Genomic DNA, 23,004 nt, shown 5'->3' on the forward strand with positions numbered 1-23,004 from the left:
AAAAGTGCGCAGATTATGACTCTTGATATATCAAAATATCCAACCCTTTCACTGGCTGATACGCCAGATGAATTACGTACTCTACCGAAAGAGACACTACCAAAGCTATGTGACGAACTGCGTACATATTTATTAAATTCTGTAAGTCAGTCTAGTGGGCACCTTGCATCCGGACTGGGCACGGTAGAGTTAACCGTCGCTTTGCACTATGTGTACAACACACCTTTCGATCAGCTTATTTGGGACGTAGGCCATCAGGCTTATCCTCATAAGATCCTGACAGGTCGTCGTGACCAGCTTCCAACTATCCGTCAAAAGGACGGGCTGCACCCTTTCCCTTGGCGTGAAGAAAGTGAATATGATGTTCTTTCTGTAGGCCACTCATCGACTTCTATCAGTGCTGCACTGGGAATGGCGATTTCCGCAGAAAAAGAAGAAAAAGATCGTAAGGTTGTAAGTGTTATTGGTGATGGTGCGATCACCGCGGGTATGGCATTTGAAGCGTTAAACCATGCCGGTGATGTGCACTCAGATATGCTTGTTATTTTAAATGATAATGAGATGTCTATATCTGAAAACGTAGGTGCACTAAACAACCATCTGGCGCAAATTCTTTCTGGTACCACTTACACCTCTATTCGTGAAGGTGGTAAAAAAGTACTTTCTGGTCTTCCACCAATAAAAGAGTTGGTAAAAAGAACGGAAGAGCACCTAAAAGGAATGGTCGTTCCAGGTACGCTGTTCGAAGAGTTTGGATTTAACTACATTGGCCCTATTGATGGTCATGACGTGAATGAACTGGTTAAGACGCTTAAAAATATGCGTGGCCTGAAAGGTCCTCAGTTCCTTCATGTGATGACAAAGAAGGGTAAAGGCTACGAACCAGCGGAAAAAGATCCTATCGGATACCACGGTGTACCTAAGTTTGACCCGAAACACAGCAGCCTGCCAAAGAGTAATGGAAGCAAACCAACGTTCTCGAATATTTTTGGTGACTTCCTTTGCGATATGGCAGCTCAAGATCCTAAGCTTATGGCCATTACGCCTGCGATGCGTGAAGGCTCTGGTATGGTTCGATTCTCAAAAGAGTATCCAGAGCAATACTTTGACGTAGCTATCGCCGAGCAGCACTCAGTGACTCTAGCGACCGGTATGGCCATAGCTGGGAATAATCCGATCGTCGCAATATATTCTACTTTCCTGCAGCGCGGATACGATCAGCTTATTCATGATGTCGCGATCATGAACCTCCCAGTGATGTTTGCTATTGATCGAGCAGGCCTCGTAGGTGCTGACGGTCAAACACATCAGGGCGCCTTTGATCTTAGCTTCATGCGCTGTATACCGAATATGGTGATTATGGCACCTAGTGACGAGAATGAATGTCGTCAGATGCTGTACACGGGTCATAAGCACAATGGACCTAGTGCAGTTCGTTATCCTCGTGGTTCTGGTAATGGCACTGAAATCCAGAAAGAAATGACGGAGCTGGAAATTGGTAAAGGCCGAATCGTCCGTCAGACAAACACAGCACTATCATCTCATAAAATTGCTATCCTGAGCTTCGGTACGATGCTTGAGAGCGCTCTAGAAGCCGCAGAAGAACTTGACGCTACTGTTGCTGACATGCGTTTTGTTAAGCCTCTTGATGGAGCTCTTATCACTGAGTTAGCGAATAGCCATGATGTATTAGTTACTGTAGAGGAAAATGCAGTTGCAGGTGGCGCTGGTGCCGGTGTCCTTGAGTTTATGATGAAGTCAAAACTGATTAAACCAGTTCTTAACCTTGGCTTGCCAGATGAGTTCATCGCTCAAGGCACTCAAGAAGAGATGCATGAAGAACTTGGTTTAGATGGTAAGGGCATCGAAGCATCTATTCGCGAGTATATAAATAAGTAGTTTTAGAATATAACTCGAAGACTTTGAAAGGCTAGATACTTAGGTGTCTAGCCTTTTTGTTGTGGTTTCGTCAGTGCTGGCCGTTCCGTGCTGAAGGGCGTATCAGGAATGCTCGCTTCCATGAGCCGCTTTCGGTGAGTTGCCTTGCAAACCGCTTAGTTCTTACTAGCATGCTCATTCCACCGAGCACACCTGATACACCTATATTTCCGTGCCATATAACTTAGGGACTTAAGGTGTACTGGGTGTGCTCTATGCAGCAAACATGCAAACTGCAAAACCACAGATAGAACAAGAAAAGAGTTATGCGGTTTGCGGAAGAGTGCATTCCCAGTATTCCTTTGCCCCACGGAATTACTGCCCGATAGTCAAGACCATTAAGTTATAAATTTATTTTTGACTACGATATGCATTACCACGCGAGAGCGTGGGAACGAGGTGTTCAGGGGAAGAGAGTATTCCCAGTATGCCCTTCATCACGGACGCACAACAAAAAGCGGGCATAAAAAAACCGGCAGCCTAAGCTACCGGTTTCTATTCACTTCGTTAAAGTGCTAATTACTTAGCGTTTTCTTCTTTAACTTTAGCAATTACTTCTTCAGCAACGTTCTGTGGACATGCTGAGTAGTGGCTGAACTCCATAGAGAACTGACCACGACCAGAAGTGATAGTACGTAGGTGACCGATGTAGCCGAACATCTCAGATAGAGGTACGTCAGCTTTAATACGAACACCAGTTACGCCAGCTTCCTGATCTTTGATCATGCCACGACGACGGTTTAGGTCACCGATAACATCACCAACGTGATCTTCTGGAGTGAACACGTCAACCTTCATGATAGGCTCAAGAAGTTGCGCGCCAGCTTTAGGCATAGACTGACGGAATGCACCTTTCGCTGCGATTTCGAACGCGATTGCAGATGAATCCACTGCGTGGAAGCCACCGTCGAATAGTTCGATTTCAACGTCTAGTACAGGGAATCCAGCAAGAACACCCTCGTCCATCATCATTGCAAAGCCTTTCTCAACTGCAGGCCAGAATTCTTTAGGTACGTTACCACCAACAACTGTTGAAGAGAACGTGAAGCCAGAGTTTGGCTCACCTGGTTTGATACGGTAGTCAATCTTACCGAACTGACCAGAACCACCAGACTGCTTCTTGTGCGTGTAGCTGTCTTCGATAGCTTGAGTGATGGTTTCACGGTAAGCAACCTGTGGCTGACCTACTTCTAGCTCAACGCCGTAAGTACGCTTAAGGATGTCTACCTTGATGTCTAGGTGAAGTTCACCCATACCTTTCAGGATAGTCTCACCTGAATCTTCATCAGTCTCAACCTGGAACGATGGATCTTCTGCAACCATTTTACCGATCGCGATACCCATTTTCTCAGAACCGCCCTTATCTTTAGGCTTAACAGCAATAGAGATTACTGGTTCTGGGAAGATCATTGGTTCTAGAGTACATTCGTTCTTAGGATCACATAGAGTGTGACCAGTCTGAACGTTCTTCATACCAACTACAGCGATGATGTCACCAGCTTGTGCTGAATCGATCTCGTTACGCTCGTCTGCGTGCATTTCAACCATACGGCCGATACGCTCTGTTTTACCAGTTGCAGAGTTAAGGATTGTGTCACCCTTCTTCATTGTACCCGAGTAAACGCGGATAAATGTTAGAGCACCGAAACGGTCATCCATGATCTTAAATGCAAGAGCACGTAGAGGTTCAGATGCGTCAACTTTCGCCACTTCACCAGTTGCTTCACCAGTGTCTGGGTCAGTTAGAGGCTGAGGGTCAACTTCTGTTGGAGATGGTAGGTAATCTACAACAGCGTCAAGCATTGGCTGCATGCCTTTGTTCTTGAACGCAGAACCACAGAAAGTTGGGAAGAACGCTAGGTCACGAGTACCTTTACGGATACACTCTTTGATCTGCTCTAGAGTTGGTTCTTCACCTTCCATGTATGCCATCATTAGGTCATCGTCCTGCTCAACAGCAGTCTCGATTAGCATCTCACGGTATTCTTCAGCTTTTTCAGCATACTCAGCAGGAATTTCTTCTACTGTGTAGTTTTCTGGAAGACCAGAGTCATCCCAGATAAGTGCTTTCTGGTTTAGTACGTCGATAACGCCTTTGAAGTCGTCTTCGATACCGATAGGCAGAGTCATAACTAGTGGGTTAGCACCTAGTACGTTCTTCACCTGCTCTACAACACGGTAGAAATCTGCACCCATACGGTCCAGCTTGTTTACGAAGATTAGACGAGCTACTTCAGATTCGTTAGCGTAACGCCAGTTAGTTTCTGACTGAGGTTCAACACCACCAGAACCACAGAATACGCCCACACCACCATCAAGAACTTTAAGTGAACGGTAAACTTCAACTGTAAAGTCAACGTGTCCAGGAGTATCGATGATGTTTAGACGGTGGTCTTTCCAGAAACAAGTTGTTGCTGCAGACTGGATTGTAATACCACGCTCAGCTTCCTGCTCCATGAAGTCAGTAGTTGCTGCGCCGTCGTGTACTTCACCTGTACGGTGGATTTTACCAGTTAGCTTTAGGATTCGCTCGGTAGAAGTAGTTTTACCCGCGTCTACGTGAGCAAAAATACCAATGTTTCTGTATTTTGATAAGTCAGTCATTGTCTTACTCTGTTAATAAGGTATAAAAATGCGCGCAGAGTATACCACAATCCAAAAAGACTGATACCCCTACGTGCATATGTACGAAAAAAAATCTATTTATACCAGTCCGGCACGGCTAAGTGACCATGATTCAGACTGATATCTGGTTAAATAGGTAAAAATAAGTGTAGTTTGGAAACACCAATACTGCATATTATGAGGGCGGATTTAAAAATTACAACTCATCAAATGCTTCTATTGCTTCAGAAAGCTTTTTCACTCCATGGATCTGCATACCCTGAATACCACCTTTAGGCATATTTGCAGCTGGAACAATTGCTTTTTTAAAACCGTGCTTAAATGCCTCGTTCAACCTTTCCTGTCCACTTGGCACCGGGCGAATTTCACCTGCCAAGCCTACTTCTCCAAAGATCACAACATCTTTTGGCAACGCTCGGTCTCTGAAACTGGAAAGAAGCGCCATCACCAGAGCAAGATCTGCACTTGTTTCGGTAACCTTAACGCCACCAACAACATTCACAAACACATCCTGATCCGCCATTTGCAGACCACCGTGTTTGTGTAGTACAGCAAGTAATAGTGATAAACGGTTCTGCTCAAGGCCAACAGCAACACGGCGTGGATTGGCCAGTTGGGAGTAATCCACCAGCGCCTGAATTTCGACTAGCAGAGGACGGGTCCCTTCCCATACCACCATAACTGAACTACCAGAAGTTTCTTCTTCACCACGGGAGAGAAATATCGCGGACGGATTGCTGACTTCTTTCAGCCCCTGCCCTGTCATGGCAAAAACACCAAGCTCGTTCACAGCACCAAATCGGTTCTTATGGCTACGAAGCGTTCTGAATCGGCTATCTGTACCGCCATCAAGTAATACGGAACAGTCAATAATGTGCTCCAGAACCTTTGGCCCTGCGAGGGTGCCATCCTTTGTAACATGACCTACGATAAATACCGCCACGTTATTTTGCTTGGCGTATCGCGTTAGTGCGGTGGCTGATTCACGAACCTGAGCAACACTACCAGGAGAAGACTGAACATCAGCCACATGCATGACCTGAATCGAGTCGATAACCATAATGCGGGGCTGCTCTTTTTCTGCCACCTGAATTATTTTATCTACATTGGTTTCCGAGAGCATTTTCAGGTGGTCTTTAGGTAGTCCCAAACGAGACGCACGCATAGCAACCTGCTGCAATGATTCTTCACCCGTGACATATAAAGTGGGCATCTGAGACGAAAGCAGACACATGGTTTGCAGTAACAGGGTTGATTTACCTGCACCAGGGCTACCACCGATCAATATTGCGGCCCCTGGTACCACTCCACCACCTAGGACTCTATCCAGTTCTTTGAATCCACTGGTAAATCGAGGTACTTCCTGAAGGTCAATCTCTGACAACACCTGCACCGACGATTCGGTCGCAGAACCTGCATAACCAGTAAGTCGCTCATTTCGAGCGACCTGAGGCGATGCCGCTAAACGGACTTCAGTTATTGTGTTCCATGCCCCACACGCATTACATTGCCCTTGCCAGCGTGGAAAATCGCACCCACAATCGTTGCATACGTAAGCTCTTTTTACTTTCGCCATATCTCTTCTTTAAACTATTCTGAATAAGCTAAAGCCAATTGTTCTGAAGCCTAATTCTCACTTCACTAACTATTTAATCTTTATATCAATAATTATGTGATAAATTCACTTAACTTTATAAAATATCAGCCGTTAACCTAGGTTAGGAATAACACTCTAACAGAAAAGATGCAGCAATCTGAAATTCTCTCGCTAGTTGAGCGACTCATCCCCGTGTATGGCGCTCCTGATTTTGATGACGTTCTGGAACAGCTCACCGTTGATGCTCCACCGTCAGCAAAAGTGATCGCGAAAATGGAACTCAATCGAATTATGGCTCCGTGTATTAAGACCATTGATTTGAGGGGGAAAGTACAGGGTGAATGCCGTGAGTACGAGCTAGATGGCAGAAAACACTGGCTGGATGACATTGCGCTGAATTCTTACCATCGAAAAATAAAACGCTTTGGTGGTTACACAGAAGGTGTTTGGGAAGCATTAATCAATACCCGAAATAATTTCAGGGTAATGCACCAAAAATCTAAGCATAGAGTCAATGAAAACCTGACCGACCCAGAAAGCCCGTATAAAGTCGAAGCGATTCAGCTTGGATTTGCTCTTAAGAGGCAAGAAAAGCGTCTGAGAATGGCATCCCAGGTTCAAATTATTCTGAGCGACAAGCAAGAGATACATGCAACCAGCGCAGACCTTTCGAACTCGGGACTTAAGCTCAAAGTACCTACTGCCTTTGAATATAACTTAGGTGAGACTTTCCAGGCTATTTTCACTGAACTATACAAAGCAACAAACATAGAAGAACTGTGTAAACCATTAAATTATCGAATTATTGGCATTGAAGAGTGTTATGAAAACGATAGCATTCGATGGCTAAGAGCGATTCGTCTTTCAGATACTGATGTTATCCGCAAAGCAATAAGCATCGTTCTGGACTCTCAGGTTAAACGAGCAAACCACGATAACCAGGACAAGGTAATTCGTGCCCGCACACACAGTTACGAAAATGCTTATATAAAGCACACAACTGCAATGCCGCTTTTCTTTAAGGGAACCGAGCTCAAGTATGTACTTCTGAATGAGAACAATCAGAAAGCATGGGACTACTGGCACGACGAGCGAAATCAACAATCAATCTCACACTTGTTAAACCCTGCCCGGATGAACGAGCTAACCAAGCACGGGATAAAGAGCAGTAGCAATGTTATCTACTCTTTTATACACGAGCATCAGGGTAAGTCCTTACACTACTCCATGATGCTTCCAGAGGCTGACAGAGAAGAAAGGCAACTGTTCTGGCACCTTGGCGCTCGAAGAAGCAGCTGGAAAGTATATCGTCTCAATATGTTTGAGCTCAATTCTGAGGAAGTAGCCAGCTTTATTGATGCTACGCCAGAGTATGAAGAGGCAAAGCTGGAGCTGACTCATGTAGGGATATTGCAAGAAATATCGGCTACAGAGTCCAGAAGAGATTACCTGTTAACAGAAAAGCCAAGTATCGAGACCAGTGTACTAAACAGATTTCGACACCCAAGAGCAGACAATACTTCTCCAAAGGGCGTCTATTTTGATGCTATATCGAGAAGGAAAGAGCCTCGATTTGAGTTCCACTCTCCTTTAGAAATACGCTCAGAAGGTATGCCTGTAATTACCGGACGCTCAGTGAACTTCTCTAGTCAGGGGCTGTATATAAGACTGGCATCACCCATCTTTTTACCCGCAACAAGAGAACTGCAAGTCAGTTTTAAAGAGCTTCAGCTTTACGATCACACGATACCGCTAACTAACGTTCCTTATACTATTGTGAGAATTTCACCTGATGGGCTGAACGTACAGGTGAAAATTGAAGACAGCAGCCGCACCGCTAAGACAATAAATTTCCTCAAGAAGCTGATTCAACATAACAAAGGTAAGTTGGAAGAAACGCCTGAAAGACTACCAACCGTTGGGCTTCTGGATACCATGTATGACGTCATTCTTCCACGAATGGTGAGCGTACCTGTTTATATTGCTAAGCAGAAACAGAACATGAAGCCAATCGCTATTGGAGTGAACTACCCGCTCTCTCCGAGCTTGAAGGTGCTTCAGATGCTAGGACATGCGGATAGCTTTTCATTAGAGCCCATCTTTAAGAAGAGAACCAGCAGACTTCTTAAAGAACCACTAAGGCCAATAACGAATCCTAAACCTACTTATTGTGAAATCTACTTCGCTGTAATAAAGAACATGCATGGTGATATCGAGGCTATTCACACTAGACTGGAAAGTGAGTTTAACTCCATAAAAGAGCGCATACTGTTTATCAAGAAAGCGAAACAGCTCGGCGACTTCTATGCTTTCAGAATGTTTGGAATACCCGTATCGCAGGATAAGTCTCAGATACTCACTCAAAAGCTACGTGAGCTCTCGTCGGTCAGTGCCCACCACGCAAGGGCATTAGACAAAGAGATAAAATCTTTGGTTGGGTACTGCGAGTTAATCGATATCTCAGAAGAGGTATTGATCCGCTTAGAACTGACCTAAAGAAATGCAGCCATTTGAGGCTGCATTCATTGTGTTTATTCGCTTACCAGCTGATTTTTCTTTGCTTAGCCATCATTCCTGAGAGAATACAGATTACGCCTCCAAGGGCACCAAAGCGGATTGCTGTTTGAGCTTGCTGTTCAACCTTAGGTTTCGCATGATAGGCAATACCAAGGCCCGCAGCATCCATCATCACCAAATCATTAGCACCATCACCAACGGCAATCGTGTTGCTCATTTCGATACTGTATTGCCTTGCCAAAGCTTCCACTGTATCGGCTTTAGTTTGAGCAGTCACAACATCGCCCAAAACCTGGCCAGTCAGCTTTCCACCAACTATCTCTAACTGGTTTGATGTAGCAAAATCCAGATTCAGATGTGCTTTAACATGATCAGAGAAATAGGTGAATCCGCCAGATGCAATTGCCGTTTTCCAACCAAATGACTGTAAAGTAGCAATCATCTCTTCTATCTCTGGCATAAACGGCAGATCTGCACGTACTTCTTCCAGAATCGACTCTGGCGCATCTTTTAACGTACCAACACGCTGACGAAGGCTCTGTTCAAAATCTAGCTCTCCCTGCATCGCTCTTTCGGTAACTTCCGATACTTCATCCCCTACCCCTGCAAGCTTAGCTATCTCGTCAATACACTCTATCTGGATAGCGGTAGAGTCCATATCAAGAACAATCAGTCCAGGCTTGGAAAGATCAGGGACATCAGCCAGATTGGCATAATCTATTTCAAGTGCTTTAAGAATTTTTTCCAGCTCAGGAGTTAGCGCACCTGCCATCAAGGCAACTTCATAACCACCTACTTTCCAAATGTCCAATACCGGGTTGTACTCTCCAGTATAAAAGTCGATATCCTCAAAATTCTGAGGCGAAAGGTAGGAAGAAAATACAATCCACTGCGCTTTATTCTTGTCCAGTTGAGTGGAGAATCGAGTTTCGGGAAGTCGGTTAACTAATGAAGTGTGTTTTTTGATTTGAAGCTTTTTCACGCGTTCCATGCCTGTCGTGTTTACAATGAATCCAACGTTAACCTATTGCAATTTCAAAATGCAAGCGCCAATATGTTCCAAGCTTAAAAAAGGAAATAAACCACTTTATGAAAAGTTCACTGTTTTCATTCAAACTATTCATGAAAAGTCTGGCTATCGTACTGTTAGTCCTGATGTTTCTATATACAGCGAAAAACAGCGTGGTTATCAGTAAAGGTAACGAGAAAATCCAAAGCCATCAGCTTGAGACGCTTACTAAGGTTCTTGTTTCGCAGGCCGCTCTTTCGGCAAGTGAACCCATTGCTACGAATGACCAGGAAAGACTCCTTAAACTCGCATATCAATTGGCGACTGAAGAGCTGGTATTTGATGCCACCATCTACGACGCAGAGGGTGTTAAGCTTGCTTCTAGTGAAAACGCTAAATCCGCTCGCGAGATCCTTGGGCTCGACACGCCACTGCAAACTGCGAGTATTGGTCGCCTTCAGTTAATCGAACCTGTATTTCACGACAATGTTCAAATTGGTTATGTACGAATGACGTTTGAAAAAGGGCGTGTAACTGCTTTCTCTGATCACCATTACCGCAATAGCGACCGATATATGTACACCATGATCTTTATGGGTTTCTTGAGTGGTTTGTTATTGGCGATGATTCTTCGACGCACCAAAAAGCCAAAGGGCGAGAATTTACTGCTTCAAGACGCTAAGTAGTTCATCCCATAAAACAAAAAAACGGCTGCATTTAACAATGCAGCCGTTTTTACAATCTAGTCTCTTAGCTGACGATTACTCTTCATCACCAAGAAGTACTGAGTCAAGAGCGATTTCCATCATCTCGTTGAACGTTGTAGCACGCTCATCTGAAGTTGTCTGCTCACCAGTCTTGATGTGGTCAGATACAGTACAGATAGCAAGAGCCTTCGCACCGTATTCTGCAGCAACACCATAGATGCCTGCTGCTTCCATTTCAACACCAACGATGCCGTACTTGTCCATTACGTCGAACATTTCTGGATCTGGAGTGTAGAACAGCTCAGCAGAGAATAGGTTACCAACTTTAACGTCAATACCGCGCGCTTTAGCTGCTTCTTCAGCCGCTTTAACCATTTTGTAGTCAGCGATTGCAGCAAAGTCGTGATCCTTAAAGCGGATACGGTTTACTTTAGAGTCAGTACAAGCACCCATACCGATTACTACGTCACGAACTTTAATGTCTTCGTTTACCGCACCACAGCTACCTACACGGATAATTTTCTTAACACCGTAGTCTTTGATTAGCTCAGTTACATAGATTGAGCAAGATGGGATACCCATACCGTGGCCCATTACAGAAATCTTACGACCTTTGTAAGTACCAGTGAAACCGAACATATTACGTACATCACATACCTGAACTACGTCTTCAAGGAAGGTTTCCGCAATGTATTTCGCACGTAGTGGGTCACCAGGCATCAGTACAACGTCAGCGAAAGCACCCATTTCAGCATTAATATGTGGAGTAGCCATGTGTTTATTTCCTATATATTAATTAGTGAACCTCAACCTTAGGGATTAGCCCCCTAAGCACAGATTCAAGATAAAAAATCATTAAAAAAATGAAAGTCAGAACCGAATTATCCGCTCTGACTTTCGTTTAGTTATTACTTAAGAAAACTCTTACCGTATTCCATATCAGAAGTACCGAAGTACTCTGCAAGGCTCTGACCGATGTCTGCGAATGTTTCGCGACGGCCTAGTGAACCAGCCGGGATTTTCTTACCGTACACAAGCACAGGGATATGCTCACGAGTATGGTCAGTACCCTGCCATGTTGGATCACAACCATGGTCAGCAGTCATAATTAATACGTCATCTTCTTCAAGAATTTCCAGAACTTCAGGCAGACGCTTATCAAAGTATTCAAGCGCAGCTGCGTAGCCCGCAACATCACGACGGTGACCGTATGATGAGTCGAAGTCTACAAAGTTAGTGAAGATGATAGTGTTATCAGTTTTCGCTTCTTTGATCTGCTCTAGTGTTGCATCAAATAGATCAGGGATACCTGTCTTCTTGATCTTCTGCGTAATACCGCAGTTTGCGTAGATATCTGCAATCTTACCGATTGAGATAACTTCACCGTTTTTCTCTTCAACCAGTTTTTGCAGTACTGTTGGAGCCGGTGGCTCAACAGAAAGATCACGACGGTTACCAGTACGAGCAAACTCGCCGGCTTTAGGGCCGATAAACGGACGCGCGATAACACGGCCGATATTGTAATCTTCAAGCTCTTCACGAACGATCTGACATAGCTCTAAAAGGTTATCCAAACCGTAAGTTTCTTCGTGACATGCAATCTGGAATACAGAGTCTGCAGATGTGTAGAAGATTGGTTTGCCTGTCGCCATGTGCTCTTCACCTAGCTCATCCAGTACAACGGTACCAGAAGAGTGACAGTTACCAAGGTAACCAGGAAGATTCGCACGTTCAACGATGCGGTCTAGCAGCTCTTGTGGGAAGCTGTTTTGCTTGTCAGAGAAGTAACCCCAATCAAACAGTACAGGTACACCAGCAATTTCCCAGTGGCCAGACGGAGTGTCTTTACCTGAAGAAAGTTCTGCTGCGTGACCGTATGCACCAATGATTTCTGCATCTTTATCAAGGCCAGCAGGGAAGTTACCTGTAGACTCTTGTGACGCTAAACCAAGGCCAACCTTTGAAAGGTTTGGTAGTGTTAACGGGCCTTTACGTTGCTCATTGTCAGCCTGGCCATTAGCACATTGCTCAGCGATATGACCCAAAGTATCTGAGCCCACATCACCAAACTTATCTGCGTCAGCCGTTGCGCCGATACCAAATGAGTCTAAAACTAAAATAATCGCTCTTTTCATCGTTTTCTCCACAGATGTCTATCCGTTAAACGTCTTCTGAACGTATCTCACGATACACATCTGGTGTTGCTACATACGGTTCGCTACCAACTTTTATTGCTTTCTTAAGTGCATCTGCTGCTTCCTGCCACTGAGATTCATTTCGTGCGTGAATCACAGCCAGTGGCTTGTCAGAATCAGCTGTCTCGCCCAAGCGAATAAAGCTGTCAAAACCGACTGCATAATCAATACTATCTGTTGCGACACGGCGTCCACCGCCCATACCTACAACAGCCATACCAATTGCTCTTGTATCCATTGCCGAAACAATGCCGCTTTCATCAGCGTAAACTGGCTTTATAACTTCAGCCTTTTCTAAGTAGTTCTCGTAGTTCTCAACAAAATCAGCAGGGCCACCAAGACCAGCTACCATCTTGCCAAAACATTCCGCAGCTTTACCGTTATCAAGTACTTCCTGCAGCTTACTTCTCGCTTCATCAGTATCTTTAGCAAGGTTTGCAAGTACCAACATTTCAGCACATAAAGCCATCGTAACTTCCAGCAAGCGAGGGTTACGATACTCACCTGTCAGGAAGCGAACCGCTTCACGCACTTCCACAGCATTACCAGCGGATGAAGCCAATACCTGATTCATATCTGTAAGAATAGCAGTGGTTTTCGTACCAGCGCCATTTGCAACTGCTACAATCGACTTAGCCAGCTCTTCAGATGCTTCGTAAGTTGGCATAAATGCACCAGAACCTACTTTTACATCCATAACAAGCGACTCTAGACCAGCAGCTAGTTTTTTAGAAAGAATAGAAGCCGTGATTAGAGAAATGTTATCAACTGTAGCTGTGATATCACGTGTTGCATAAACACGCTTATCTGCTGGCGCCAGATCACCGGTTTGACCGATAATTGCAACACCTGAATCTTTAACAACGTTGCCAAAGCCTTCGTTATCTGGCGTGATGTTGTAGCCTGGGATAGACTCTAGTTTGTCCAAAGTACCACCGGTATGACCAAGGCCACGACCAGAAATCATTGGAACGAAACCACCACACGCAGCAACCATAGGGCCAAGCATCAGTGAAGTAACGTCACCAACACCACCTGTGGAGTGTTTATCAACGATTGGACCACCAAAATTCATATGGTCCCAGTTCATTACCATGCCTGAATCACGCATTGCACAAGTAAGCGCAATACGCTCTGGCATTGTCATTTCGTTGAAAAAGATAGTCATAGCAAATGCGGCAATCTGACCTTCAGAGATAGTGTCTTTCGCAACTCCCTGAATGAAGAAGTTGATTTCTTCTGAGGTAAGCACTTCGCCATCGCGTTTTTTGCGGATAATTTCTTGAGGTAAAAACATTAGATTCTCCCAGCTCGTATGCGAGCTTGTAATATGTAGGGTAATAGGGAGAGGCAGAACTCAAGCGCCCTGCCCCAATAACAGTAAAACTTAGTAAGCGTTTGGATCCGCAGTTTCTTCTGTTACTTCTAATGTGTTTAGTAGGTTTGTTAGCAGGCTTGATGCACCAAAACGGTAGTGCATGTTGTCAGCCCAGTCTGAGCCAAGAATCTCGTCAGCCATTGCTAGATATGCTGCTGCATCTTCTGCAGTGCGAACACCACCAGCAGGCTTAAAGCCAACTTTCTCTGCAACGCCCATATCACGAATCACTTTAAGCATGATTTCAGCCGATTCTGGTGTTGCATTCACTGGCACTTTACCAGTTGAAGTTTTGATGAAGTCAGCACCCGCTTCGATAGAAAGCTCAGATGCACGCTTGATTAGCGCTTCCTCTTTAAGCTCACCTGTTTCGATAATTACTTTCAGTAGAATATCGCCACAAGCTTCTTTAACTTGTTTAACCAGTTCAAAACCAGTTTTCTCGTCACCTGCGATAAGAGTGCGGTATGGGAATACCACGTCAACTTCGTCCGCACCGTATGCAATCGCTGCTTTTGTTTCAGCTACTGCGATATCGATATCATCGTTACCGTGTGGGAAGTTTGTTACCGTCGCGATGCGAACTTCTGGTGTACCTTGCTCACGAAGAGTTTTCTTAGCAATAGGAATAAAGCGAGGGTAAATACAGATTGCAGCTGTGTTGCCAACCGCTGTTTTTGCGTCATGACATAGTGAGATTACTTTTGCATCAGTATCATCATCATTTAGCGTGGTTAGATCCATTAGTTTAAGTGCACGTAGAGCTGCTGCTTTTAAATCGCTCATTTCTATCTCCGATCAATATATTCAATTTGTTTACCGAAAGCGTACATCTTCCCATCCAGTATAGAAGGTAATTCAGCACTTGCATCCGGGCTACGAAATGAACGGACTTGGTTCCCTGAAGACTTGATACTTACTGCGATATGTTGGTAATCCACCAACAGTTAAGTACCAATTGCTATCCTTGTCACCGCACAGTGCCAGTCTGGCCTATGGCACAACAATCTGTGATTGCGGTGTCTAACATTTTTTGTTCACTAACTTGAAACGCTCAAGCAAAAACTGTGAACTCATACATTATAGATACTCACAATCAATAAGATAGTGCTGTGCAAATACGCAAACGGTTTGTATCTCAAAAAAGTTTAAATATCTAATTATTTCTGTTTTTGGAATGCCATATTCCATGTAATCCAAAAACAAAACACCGTAGCAATTTCTTGCTACGGTGTTTTTAAGCTTTACATCTTTATCTCAAATTACATTGCAAGAGAGATACAGAAGCCAGCAATTGTTGCAGCCATCAGGTTAGATAGCGTACCAGCACAAACCGCTTTGATACCCATGCGAGCGATATCATGACGACGGTTTGGAGCGATACCACCAAGGCCACCAAGTAGGATTGCGATAGAAGAAAGGTTCGCGAATCCACATAGAGCGAACGAGATGATTGCAGTTGTCTTAGTAGACATTACTTCACCTGTTGCTGGAACAACCTGAGCACCTTCACCAACGAATGGTACAAAGTTTAGGTATGCAACGAATTCGTTAACAATTGTCTTCTGACCGATGAATGAACCAGCCAGCGTCGCTTCTTCCCAAGGAACACCGATTAGGAATGCTAGAGGAGCAAAAACGTAACCAAGAATAAGTTCTAGGCTTAGGTTTTCCATACCGATCCAGCCACCGATACCACCAAGCATACCGTTGATTAGAGCAATCAGACCGATAAATGCGATTAGCATTGCACCAACGTTTAGAGCAAGACCAAGACCAGCAGATGCACCACCAGCCGCAGCATCGATTACGTTAGTTGGTTTGTCGTCACCACCAGAGATGTCTTCGTCGTTTAGGTCATCAACGAACTCTTCAGTTTCTGGCTTGATGATCTTAGCGAATAGTAGACCACCAGGTGCAGCCATGAATGATGCAGCTACCAAGTATTCGATAGGCACACCCATTGATGCGTAACCCGCTAGTACACCACCAGCTACAGATGCCAAACCACCACACATTACAGCAAACAGCTCAGACTGTGTCATTTTAGGTACGAAAGGGCGAACAACAAGTGGCGCCTCAGTCTGACCTACGAAAATGTTAGCTGCTGCTGACATGGATTCTGCACGTGAAGTACCTAGAGCTTTCTCTAGCGCACCACCAAGAATCTTGATAACCCACTGCATTACACCAACGTAGTAAAGAACAGAGATTAGTGCAGAGAAGAAGATTAGTGTTGGTAGTACCTGGAATGCGAAAATGAATCCAAGACCGTCAACAGAGAATGTTACTAGGTTACCGAATAGGAACTTAGTACCGTCTTGACCGTAGTTAATTACGTTAGCAACACCAGCAGAGAAACCACCTAAAAGGTCTTTACCCCATGGTACGTAAAGTACAAATGCACCAAGTGCGAATTGGATAGCAAATGCGCCACCTACAGTTCTTAAATTAATAGCTTTGCGATTGTCAGATAGTAGTACTGCGATACCAAGCAGAACAAACATACCGACTAGGCTCATAACCAGGCTCATGGTATATGACTTCCTTATAGTTAAATTGGCGTGTAACAAAATGGAGCTCAAAAAGCGATGGCGATTATACTCATAGCCACAAATATAAAGTAATACCAACTTCACACTTTGGTACCTGATACACATTCAATTCACTTGAATATGTGAACCTGATCATGATTTAAACTCATTTCATGTACTAAATAAACACCTTTTCAAGATCTCATTCACAAATTCGAAACAAACGTTTGCTATTGTCAAAAACCACACTGGCAACCGTTTGCTCGCATTCATTTCGCAGCAAGTTTAATGATTTTAGTACATCAACACTCCGTTTCGGGTGATTTGGAATTCCCTGATAACTATTTAATGGCATATCTGGTGAGTCTGTTTCGATAACAATAGAAGATAGAGGAATGGATGAAATGGTTTTTCTGGTTTTACTCGCTCTTTCATAAGTAATAGTGCCACCGACACCTATATAGAAGCCAAGATCAATAAAATCATTTGCCTGTTGCAGGCTCCCCGAAAAACCGTGTATGACACCTGAGCACTTTGGTTTGTATTGACGCAAGATCTTGATCAAATCCTGATGTGCTTTTCGGTTATGTAATATAAGAGGAAGTTCAAAAGTGTTAGCGAGCTTGATTTGTTCTATAAGCAACGCTTTTTGAATCGCTTCATTATCCCGCGATAAGAAAAAGTCGAGGCCACATTCCCCCACTGCAACACAGCCAGGGTCGCCTTTTTGAAGTCTGCTCTCTAATTCGCTTAGGTCGTTTTTGTTGTGTTTATCTATAAAATAAGGGTGAAGACCAAGAGCGTAATACAAGTTCGCACGTGATTGACTTATTTCTTTGACTTGTTCCCAATTGAAAGCCCCGCAGCCAGGAATAAGAATATGCTTTACCCCAGCCTCAGCCGCTGAATCAAGAACACCTTCTATATTTATTGAAAGCTCTTCCCTATCCAGATGGCAATGAGTATCAAACAGATTCACTGTCTTTGTTCTCTGCTTTCTTATTTTGTTGCTCTGAATAATCTTCTTTCCTTATCGGTACACAGCATCGACCTTGCTCTTTAGTCAGGCCCATCTCTTCGCACCATTTATCATACTTCTTTACTGCACTTTTGAGCTTTTCCAACATATTACTCACCTTTACTTCTTCATTTCTTACTGAACACTTTTTTCATATAACAGACGATTACTTATACATTCGTTAAATAGCTTAATCATATAAATGACAAAAATGTTAAACCGCGCTCATAATTAGGTTAACGGTTACATCTTTCCTCAAATTGATGTGATGCAAGCGCTTTTTTTTTATGCAAGCAAACGATACACTCGCGTCTGGCTAAACGTATAACAAGGGTAAAGTTGTTAAAACAGCGATCATTTACCCAATATTAACCACTTTGACTTACCAAGCTTAACCGAGGTTAAGTGTAGGACAGAAGCTATCTGGCCGCGTCTTCTGAAGGGGCGCAGGTTGCTATTTAACTTGAATACAACATAGGGATTATCCAGTGAATAAAGCTACTATCAAACTTTCTGCGCTAGCAATTGCTATCTCATCTTTTAGCGCATTTGCCGCACCTAAACCAGCTGTTGTTTATGATACAGCAGGTAAATTCGACAAATCTTTCAACGAAGCAGTTTATAAGAACGGTGTAGAAGTATTTAAAGCAGACAAAGGCGTTGCTGTTCGTGAATTCGAACCACAAAACGAAGCTCAGCGCGAACAAGGTCTGCGTCGTCTGGCAAGCCGAGGCTTTAGCCCAATCGTAGCCGTTGGTTTCAACATGGCATCTGCTGTAGAGAAAGTAGCAACTGAGTTTCCTGACATTCAGTTCACTATCATCGATATGGTTGTTGACAAGCCAAACGTTCAATCAATCGTATTTAAAGAGCACGAAGGTTCATTCCTTGTAGGTGCTGCGGCTGCTAAAGCATCTCAAACTGGCACTGTTGGTTTCGTAGGTGGTATGGACATCCCTCTAATCCGTAAGTTCGCTTGTGGTTACGAGCAGGGCGCTGTTTACACTAACGCTGATGCAAAAGTACTTCAGAACATGACTGGTTCTACGCCTGCAGCATTTGCTGACCCAGCGAAAGGTTCTGAGCTTGCTAAATCTCAGTTCTCTCAGGGCGCTGACGTAATCTACGCAGCAGCTGGTGGTACAGGTCTTGGTGTTTACCAGGCTGCTAAAGATGCGGGCAAACTTGCTATTGGTGTTGACTCAAACCAGAACCACCTACAATCAGGCACTATGCTGACTTCTATGGTTAAGCGTGTTGGTGTTGCTGCATACAACACTTGGGAAGAAGCACTTGAAGGTTCTTGGGCTCCAGGTATCAAGGTTCTTGGTCTTAAAGAAGACGGTGTAGCTTGGGCAGTTGATGAGCACAACGCAAAACTTATCACTCCAGAGATGAAAGAGTACGTTGAAGGTCTGAAAGCAGACATCATCGCAGGTAAGATCGTTGTTCACGATTACATGGCTGACAACACTTGTACTTACTAATCAGTAAGATAAGTTAGCAAGAAAAAATAACGCCGCTGTGCAGTTCGCAGCGGCGTAGTTGCGCTAAAACAGCCGCTATATTCAATGCCGGATTACAAGTAAGCACGTGTACAGGCGCTTATTTAGCTTGGTATTCCACTCTTAGATCAGGAAATTTACGTGACGATAGTTCAAGACTATGCCATTGAACTAAAAGGGATCGATAAGCGCTTTGGGGCAGTACATGCAAACAGAGCAATCGACCTTCGAGTTCCTAAAGGCACTATTCACGGTATTATCGGCGAAAACGGAGCCGGTAAATCAACCCTAATGAGCATTATCTATGGGTTTTATCACCCAGATGCCGGTTCAATGCTCGTCAACAATAAAGACTACCGCCCTTCTAACTCACAAGAAGCAATCGCTTCAGGGATCGGTATGGTCCACCAGCACTTTATGTTGGTTGAAACCTTTACGGTACTTGAGAACATTGTTCTGGGTGCGGAAGGTGGCTGGAAGCTACAGGAAAGTCTGAGCTCAGCCAGAAAAAAACTATTACAAATTGAAAAAGATTATGGTCTGGAAGTTCCGTTAGATGCCATCGTCGGAGAACTTCCTGTCGGACTTCAACAGCGCGTTGAAATTCTTAAAGCACTTTATCGTGACGCAAAAATTCTGATTCTTGATGAGCCAACCGGTGTTCTGACACCACAAGAAGCGGATCACCTGTTTAAGATTCTAGATAAGCTTCGTGAGCAAGGCACTACCGTTATGATCATCACGCACAAACTGCGTGAAGTACTTGCTATCACAGACAATATTTCTGTCATGCGCCAGGGTCAGATGGTTGACCACGTCGTAACTGCAGAGACTAATCAGGAACAGCTTGCAGAGCTTATGGTAGGCCGTAAGGTTCGCCTAAAAGTAGAGAAGCAAGCTGCTCAGCCAAAAGACGAACTGATTAAGATTAAAGATCTGAGTTACTTCGATGATGCTGGCGTTCAGCGTGTTAAAGGTATCAACTTCAAGGTTCGCGCTGGCGAAGTTGTGGGTATCGCCGGTGTATCAGGTAATGGTCAGTCAGAAATTCTGGGCTTACTATCGGGCATCCTAAAGCCTCACTCAGGTGAGATTGAACTGAACGGGCACACTATCAGTAAGGAAAAATCAACAGATCCTCAGCATGTACGTGCGATGGGTGTTGGCCATATCCCTGAAGATCGCCATAAGCAAGGTTTGATTAACAAGTTCGAAGCGCAGGAAGCGTACATTCTTGGCTATCACCACTTACCTAAGTACAACAAAGGATTCTTACAGGATAAGAAAGCCATTGAAGAATACTGCCAGGTAAGTATGGACAAGTGGGATGTTCGTCCTAACGATGTGAACCTGAAGACAGCGAACTTCTCTGGTGGTAACCAGCAGAAACTGGTTATTGCACGTGAAATGGAAGAAAACCCTGATGTTCTTCTGGTTGGGCAGCCAACCCGTGGTGTCGATATCGGTGCAATTGAATACATCCACCAGCAAGTCATTGCTGGCCGTGATGCAGGTAAAGCTGTTCTTCTAGTTTCTGTAGAGCTCGATGAAATCATGAGCCTTGCCGACCGTATTCTGGTTGTGTTCGATGGTGCGATTGTAGGTGAAGTGAGTGCGGAACAAGCTGATGAGAAGACGCTTGGTCTGATGATGGCGAACATCGTTCCGGATCACCTTAAAAATCAGCAGACCCAAGGAGAAGTATCATGAGTCAGGCAAAAGTCCCTGCATGGGTTAACGTTGCGCTGCTACCAGCGGTGAACGTTGCTGTCGCCTTCTTAGTTTCAGCCCTTCTGTTTATCTATATTGGTATCAATCCGATTGATGCTGCAAAAACAATGTGGATAGGTGCATTCGGCTACGCTGAAGGCTTTGGCTACACACTTTACTATGCAACCGGCTTTATCTTTACCGGCCTTGCAGTTTCTGTCGCTTTCAACGCCAGCTTATTTAACATCGGTGGTGAAGGTCAGGCATACATCGGTGGTTTAGGTGTCGGCCTTGTCTGTCTGACACTGGGTGAAGTAGCTCCGTGGTACATTGTGTTCCCGGTTGCTGTTGTTGCCGGTGGTCTGTTTGGTGCGGCATGGGGTTTTATCCCTGCTTACCTTCAGGCTAAGCGCGGTTCCCATATCGTAATCACCACCATCATGTTTAACTTCATCGCAGCTTCTTTGATGGCTTACCTTTTGGTCGATGTCCTTAAACCTGATGGCACAATGGCAACGGAAAGTCGCGTGTTTGCGGCAAGCAGTTGGCTACCTAAGATGCATGAAGTCTTGGCTGTATTTGGCATCCAGATGGAAGCAAGCCCACTAAACCTAAGCTTTATCTTTGCTTTGATATGTTGTGTGTTTGTATGGCTGTTTATGTGGCACTCTCGATGGGGTTACGAAATCCGTGCTATCGGTGCAAACCCATCTGCTGCGGGTTATGCAGGTATCAACTACGTAAAAGTGGTTGTTCTGACCATGGCGGTGTCTGGTATGTTAGCTGGTTTCTTCGGCCTCAACGTTCTGCAGGGTGAGCTTCACCAGATTAAGCTGAACTTCGTAGAGGGCTTCGGCTTTACTGGTATCGCGGTAGCACTTATGGGTCGTAACCACCCGGTTGGTGTATTGCTGGCGAGTTTACTGTTTGGCTTCCTGTACCAGGGTGGTGCAGAGCTAAGCTTTGAGTACGGTGTTGACCGAAACATCGTTGTTGTATTGCAGGGTTTGGTAATCCTCTTCTCTGGTGCACTTGAGCATATGTTCAGACCAACACTTGAAAAGACTTACCTTAAACTGTTTGCTAAAGCAGGGAATGGAGCGGCTTAATTATGTTTGAAACCATTATTCTTATGCTTGACGCAACCATACGTGTTGCGACTCCTCTTATCCTTGCGTCTCTGGCGGGTATGTTCAGTGAACGTTCAGGTGTTGTTAACATCGCACTGGAAGGTAAGCTACTTGCGGCGGCTTTTGCAGGTGCAGCAACTGCTTACGAAACTAACTCAGCAATGCTGGGCCTGATGGCGGGCGTGTCAGTATCTGTTCTGTTGTCACTGCTTCACGGTTTTGCCTCTATCACCCACCGTGGTGATCAGGTAGTGAGTGGTATGGCAATCAACATCCTGGCTGCTGGCTTAACGGTTACTCTTGGTCGCCACTGGTATCATCAGGGGGGGCAGACTCCGGCACTTTCAGGTGATGGACGCTTTGCTCCAATTAACTTCCCATTCGCGGAAGAGCTTGCAGATACACCTGTAATCGGCCTGCTTTACTCTGAGCTACTAAGCGGGCACTCTTTCATCGAGTATCTGGTTATTCTGGTTGTGCCTCTTGCATGGTTTATCATGTTCCGTACGCGCTTTGGTTTGCGCCTGCGCGCGGTAGGTGAATCACCTTCAGCAGTAGATACAGCGGGTATATCTGTAGTAGGTATGCGTTACGCGGGTGTGCTTATATGTGGTATTTTGGTCGGCCTTGGTGGTGTTTACTTGTCTGTTGGTCAAACAGCACAGTTTATCCCTAACATGAGTGCAGGTAAGGGCTATATGGCTCTTGCGGCGCTGATCTTTGGTAAATGGCGTCCGTTTACTGCAATGGGTGCGTGTCTGCTGTTCGGCTTCCTGGATGCACTGGCGATTCGTCTACAAGGTGTGAGTATCGGTGACTTCCCTATCCCGGTGCAGGCAATCGAAGCAATACCATATGTATTGACCGTTTTCCTTCTTGCAGGATTTATCGGCAAAGCTGTTGGTCCAAAAGCTGTTGGTATTCCATATACCAAAGAGCGTGAATAACAAGCGAACTAAGCGAGAAAAAACGGAGCCGATTGGCTCCGTTTTTGTATCTGATATCACAATCAAAAACTGAGGATATTTCTACGTAAAAACGCTGCAAGTACATCCATGTACGCTCCAATTTTTCATCCCTGAAAAATAGGTTTTACTCCGAAACAACCTAAGCTTTTGAACATCAAACCCTGGACAATAAA

Annotated in this window: 17 protein-coding genes; 7 read left to right on the top strand and 10 right to left on the bottom strand. The window is 44.6% G+C overall.

Features of this window, described 5'->3' with window-relative positions; all coding sequences use genetic code 11:
• Positions 1-15: 15 nt before the first annotated feature.
• Complete coding sequence (gene dxs, locus SNR28_RS22870; RefSeq protein WP_375751139.1) at positions 16-1,899, top strand: 1-deoxy-D-xylulose-5-phosphate synthase; 1,884 nt, start codon at positions 16-18, stop codon at positions 1,897-1,899.
• 558 nt (positions 1,900-2,457) lie between these two features.
• Here the strand turns inward: dxs and fusA are convergent.
• Complete coding sequence (gene fusA, locus SNR28_RS22875) at positions 2,458-4,542, bottom strand: elongation factor G (RefSeq protein ID WP_375751140.1); 2,085 nt, start codon at positions 4,540-4,542, stop codon at positions 2,458-2,460.
• 217 nt (positions 4,543-4,759) lie between these two features.
• Positions 4,760-6,139, bottom strand: coding sequence for a DNA repair protein RadA (radA, locus tag SNR28_RS22880; RefSeq protein WP_375751141.1), 1,380 nt, complete (start codon positions 6,137-6,139; stop codon positions 4,760-4,762).
• A gap of 168 nt (positions 6,140-6,307) precedes the next feature.
• Here radA and SNR28_RS22885 point away from each other — a divergent pair, with 168 nt between their 5' ends.
• Positions 6,308-8,656 (top strand): PilZ domain-containing protein, encoded by a 2,349-nt coding sequence (locus SNR28_RS22885; protein ID WP_375751143.1) that lies wholly within the window; start codon positions 6,308-6,310, stop codon positions 8,654-8,656.
• A 43-nt stretch (positions 8,657-8,699) separates the two neighbouring features.
• Here SNR28_RS22885 and serB read toward each other — a convergent pair whose 3' ends face one another.
• Positions 8,700-9,668 (bottom strand): phosphoserine phosphatase, encoded by a 969-nt coding sequence (gene serB / locus SNR28_RS22890; RefSeq protein WP_375751144.1) that lies wholly within the window; start codon positions 9,666-9,668, stop codon positions 8,700-8,702.
• 98 nt (positions 9,669-9,766) lie between these two features.
• Between serB and SNR28_RS22895 the strand changes: the two genes are divergently transcribed.
• The gene (locus SNR28_RS22895; RefSeq protein WP_375751146.1) at positions 9,767-10,372 is read left to right on the top strand and encodes a YtjB family periplasmic protein; all 606 of its coding nucleotides are present in this window, start codon (positions 9,767-9,769) and stop codon (positions 10,370-10,372) included.
• Between the two features lie 75 nt (positions 10,373-10,447).
• Here SNR28_RS22895 and deoD read toward each other — a convergent pair whose 3' ends face one another.
• The 7 genes from deoD to SNR28_RS22930 form a co-directional block, all read right to left on the bottom strand.
• Positions 10,448-11,167, bottom strand: a complete 720-nt coding sequence (gene deoD / locus SNR28_RS22900) for a purine-nucleoside phosphorylase (protein ID WP_375751148.1) — start codon at positions 11,165-11,167, stop codon at positions 10,448-10,450.
• A gap of 134 nt (positions 11,168-11,301) precedes the next feature.
• Positions 11,302-12,528 carry a phosphopentomutase gene (locus SNR28_RS22905; protein WP_375751150.1) on the bottom strand — a complete coding sequence of 409 codons (1,227 nt, stop codon included), beginning with the start codon at positions 12,526-12,528 and terminating at the stop codon, positions 11,302-11,304.
• Positions 12,529-12,553: 25 nt separating this feature from the next.
• A complete protein-coding gene (deoA, locus tag SNR28_RS22910; RefSeq protein WP_375751152.1) occupies positions 12,554-13,885 on the bottom strand; it encodes a thymidine phosphorylase in 1,332 nt (443 codons plus the stop codon).
• 90 nt (positions 13,886-13,975) lie between these two features.
• A complete protein-coding gene (gene deoC, locus SNR28_RS22915) occupies positions 13,976-14,752 on the bottom strand; it encodes a deoxyribose-phosphate aldolase (RefSeq protein ID WP_375751154.1) in 777 nt (258 codons plus the stop codon).
• 476 nt (positions 14,753-15,228) lie between these two features.
• Positions 15,229-16,500 carry a NupC/NupG family nucleoside CNT transporter gene (locus tag SNR28_RS22920; protein ID WP_375751155.1) on the bottom strand — a complete coding sequence of 424 codons (1,272 nt, stop codon included), beginning with the start codon at positions 16,498-16,500 and terminating at the stop codon, positions 15,229-15,231.
• A 202-nt stretch (positions 16,501-16,702) separates the two neighbouring features.
• Complete coding sequence (locus SNR28_RS22925; protein WP_375751156.1) at positions 16,703-17,479, bottom strand: TatD family hydrolase; 777 nt, start codon at positions 17,477-17,479, stop codon at positions 16,703-16,705.
• On the bottom strand, positions 17,466-17,627 hold the full coding sequence (locus SNR28_RS22930; RefSeq protein WP_375751157.1) for a DUF5363 family protein: 162 nt from the start codon (positions 17,625-17,627) through the stop codon (positions 17,466-17,468). Before SNR28_RS22930 ends, SNR28_RS22925 begins: the two co-directional genes overlap by 14 nt.
• A gap of 379 nt (positions 17,628-18,006) precedes the next feature.
• On the opposite strand from SNR28_RS22930, the gene SNR28_RS22935 reads away from it, so the two are divergent.
• The 4 genes from SNR28_RS22935 to SNR28_RS22950 all read left to right on the top strand — a co-directional run bounded on the left by SNR28_RS22935 (position 18,007) and on the right by SNR28_RS22950 (position 22,810).
• Positions 18,007-19,005, top strand: coding sequence for a BMP family protein (locus SNR28_RS22935; RefSeq protein ID WP_375751158.1), 999 nt, complete (start codon positions 18,007-18,009; stop codon positions 19,003-19,005).
• A gap of 159 nt (positions 19,006-19,164) precedes the next feature.
• Positions 19,165-20,733: an ABC transporter ATP-binding protein gene (locus SNR28_RS22940; RefSeq protein WP_375751160.1), complete on the top strand. Its 1,569-nt coding sequence runs from the start codon at positions 19,165-19,167 to the stop codon at positions 20,731-20,733.
• Entirely contained in the window at positions 20,730-21,842 is a 1,113-nt protein-coding gene (locus SNR28_RS22945; protein ID WP_375751162.1) for an ABC transporter permease, read from the top strand. Before SNR28_RS22940 ends, SNR28_RS22945 begins: the two co-directional genes overlap by 4 nt.
• Positions 21,843-21,844: 2 nt before the next feature.
• Positions 21,845-22,810, top strand: coding sequence for an ABC transporter permease (locus SNR28_RS22950; RefSeq protein ID WP_277828882.1), 966 nt, complete (start codon positions 21,845-21,847; stop codon positions 22,808-22,810).
• The last annotated feature ends 194 nt before the right edge of the window (positions 22,811-23,004 follow it).

This window comes from Vibrio iocasae, from assembly GCF_042245395.1.
Classification (GTDB): domain Bacteria; phylum Pseudomonadota; class Gammaproteobacteria; order Enterobacterales; family Vibrionaceae; genus Vibrio; species Vibrio iocasae.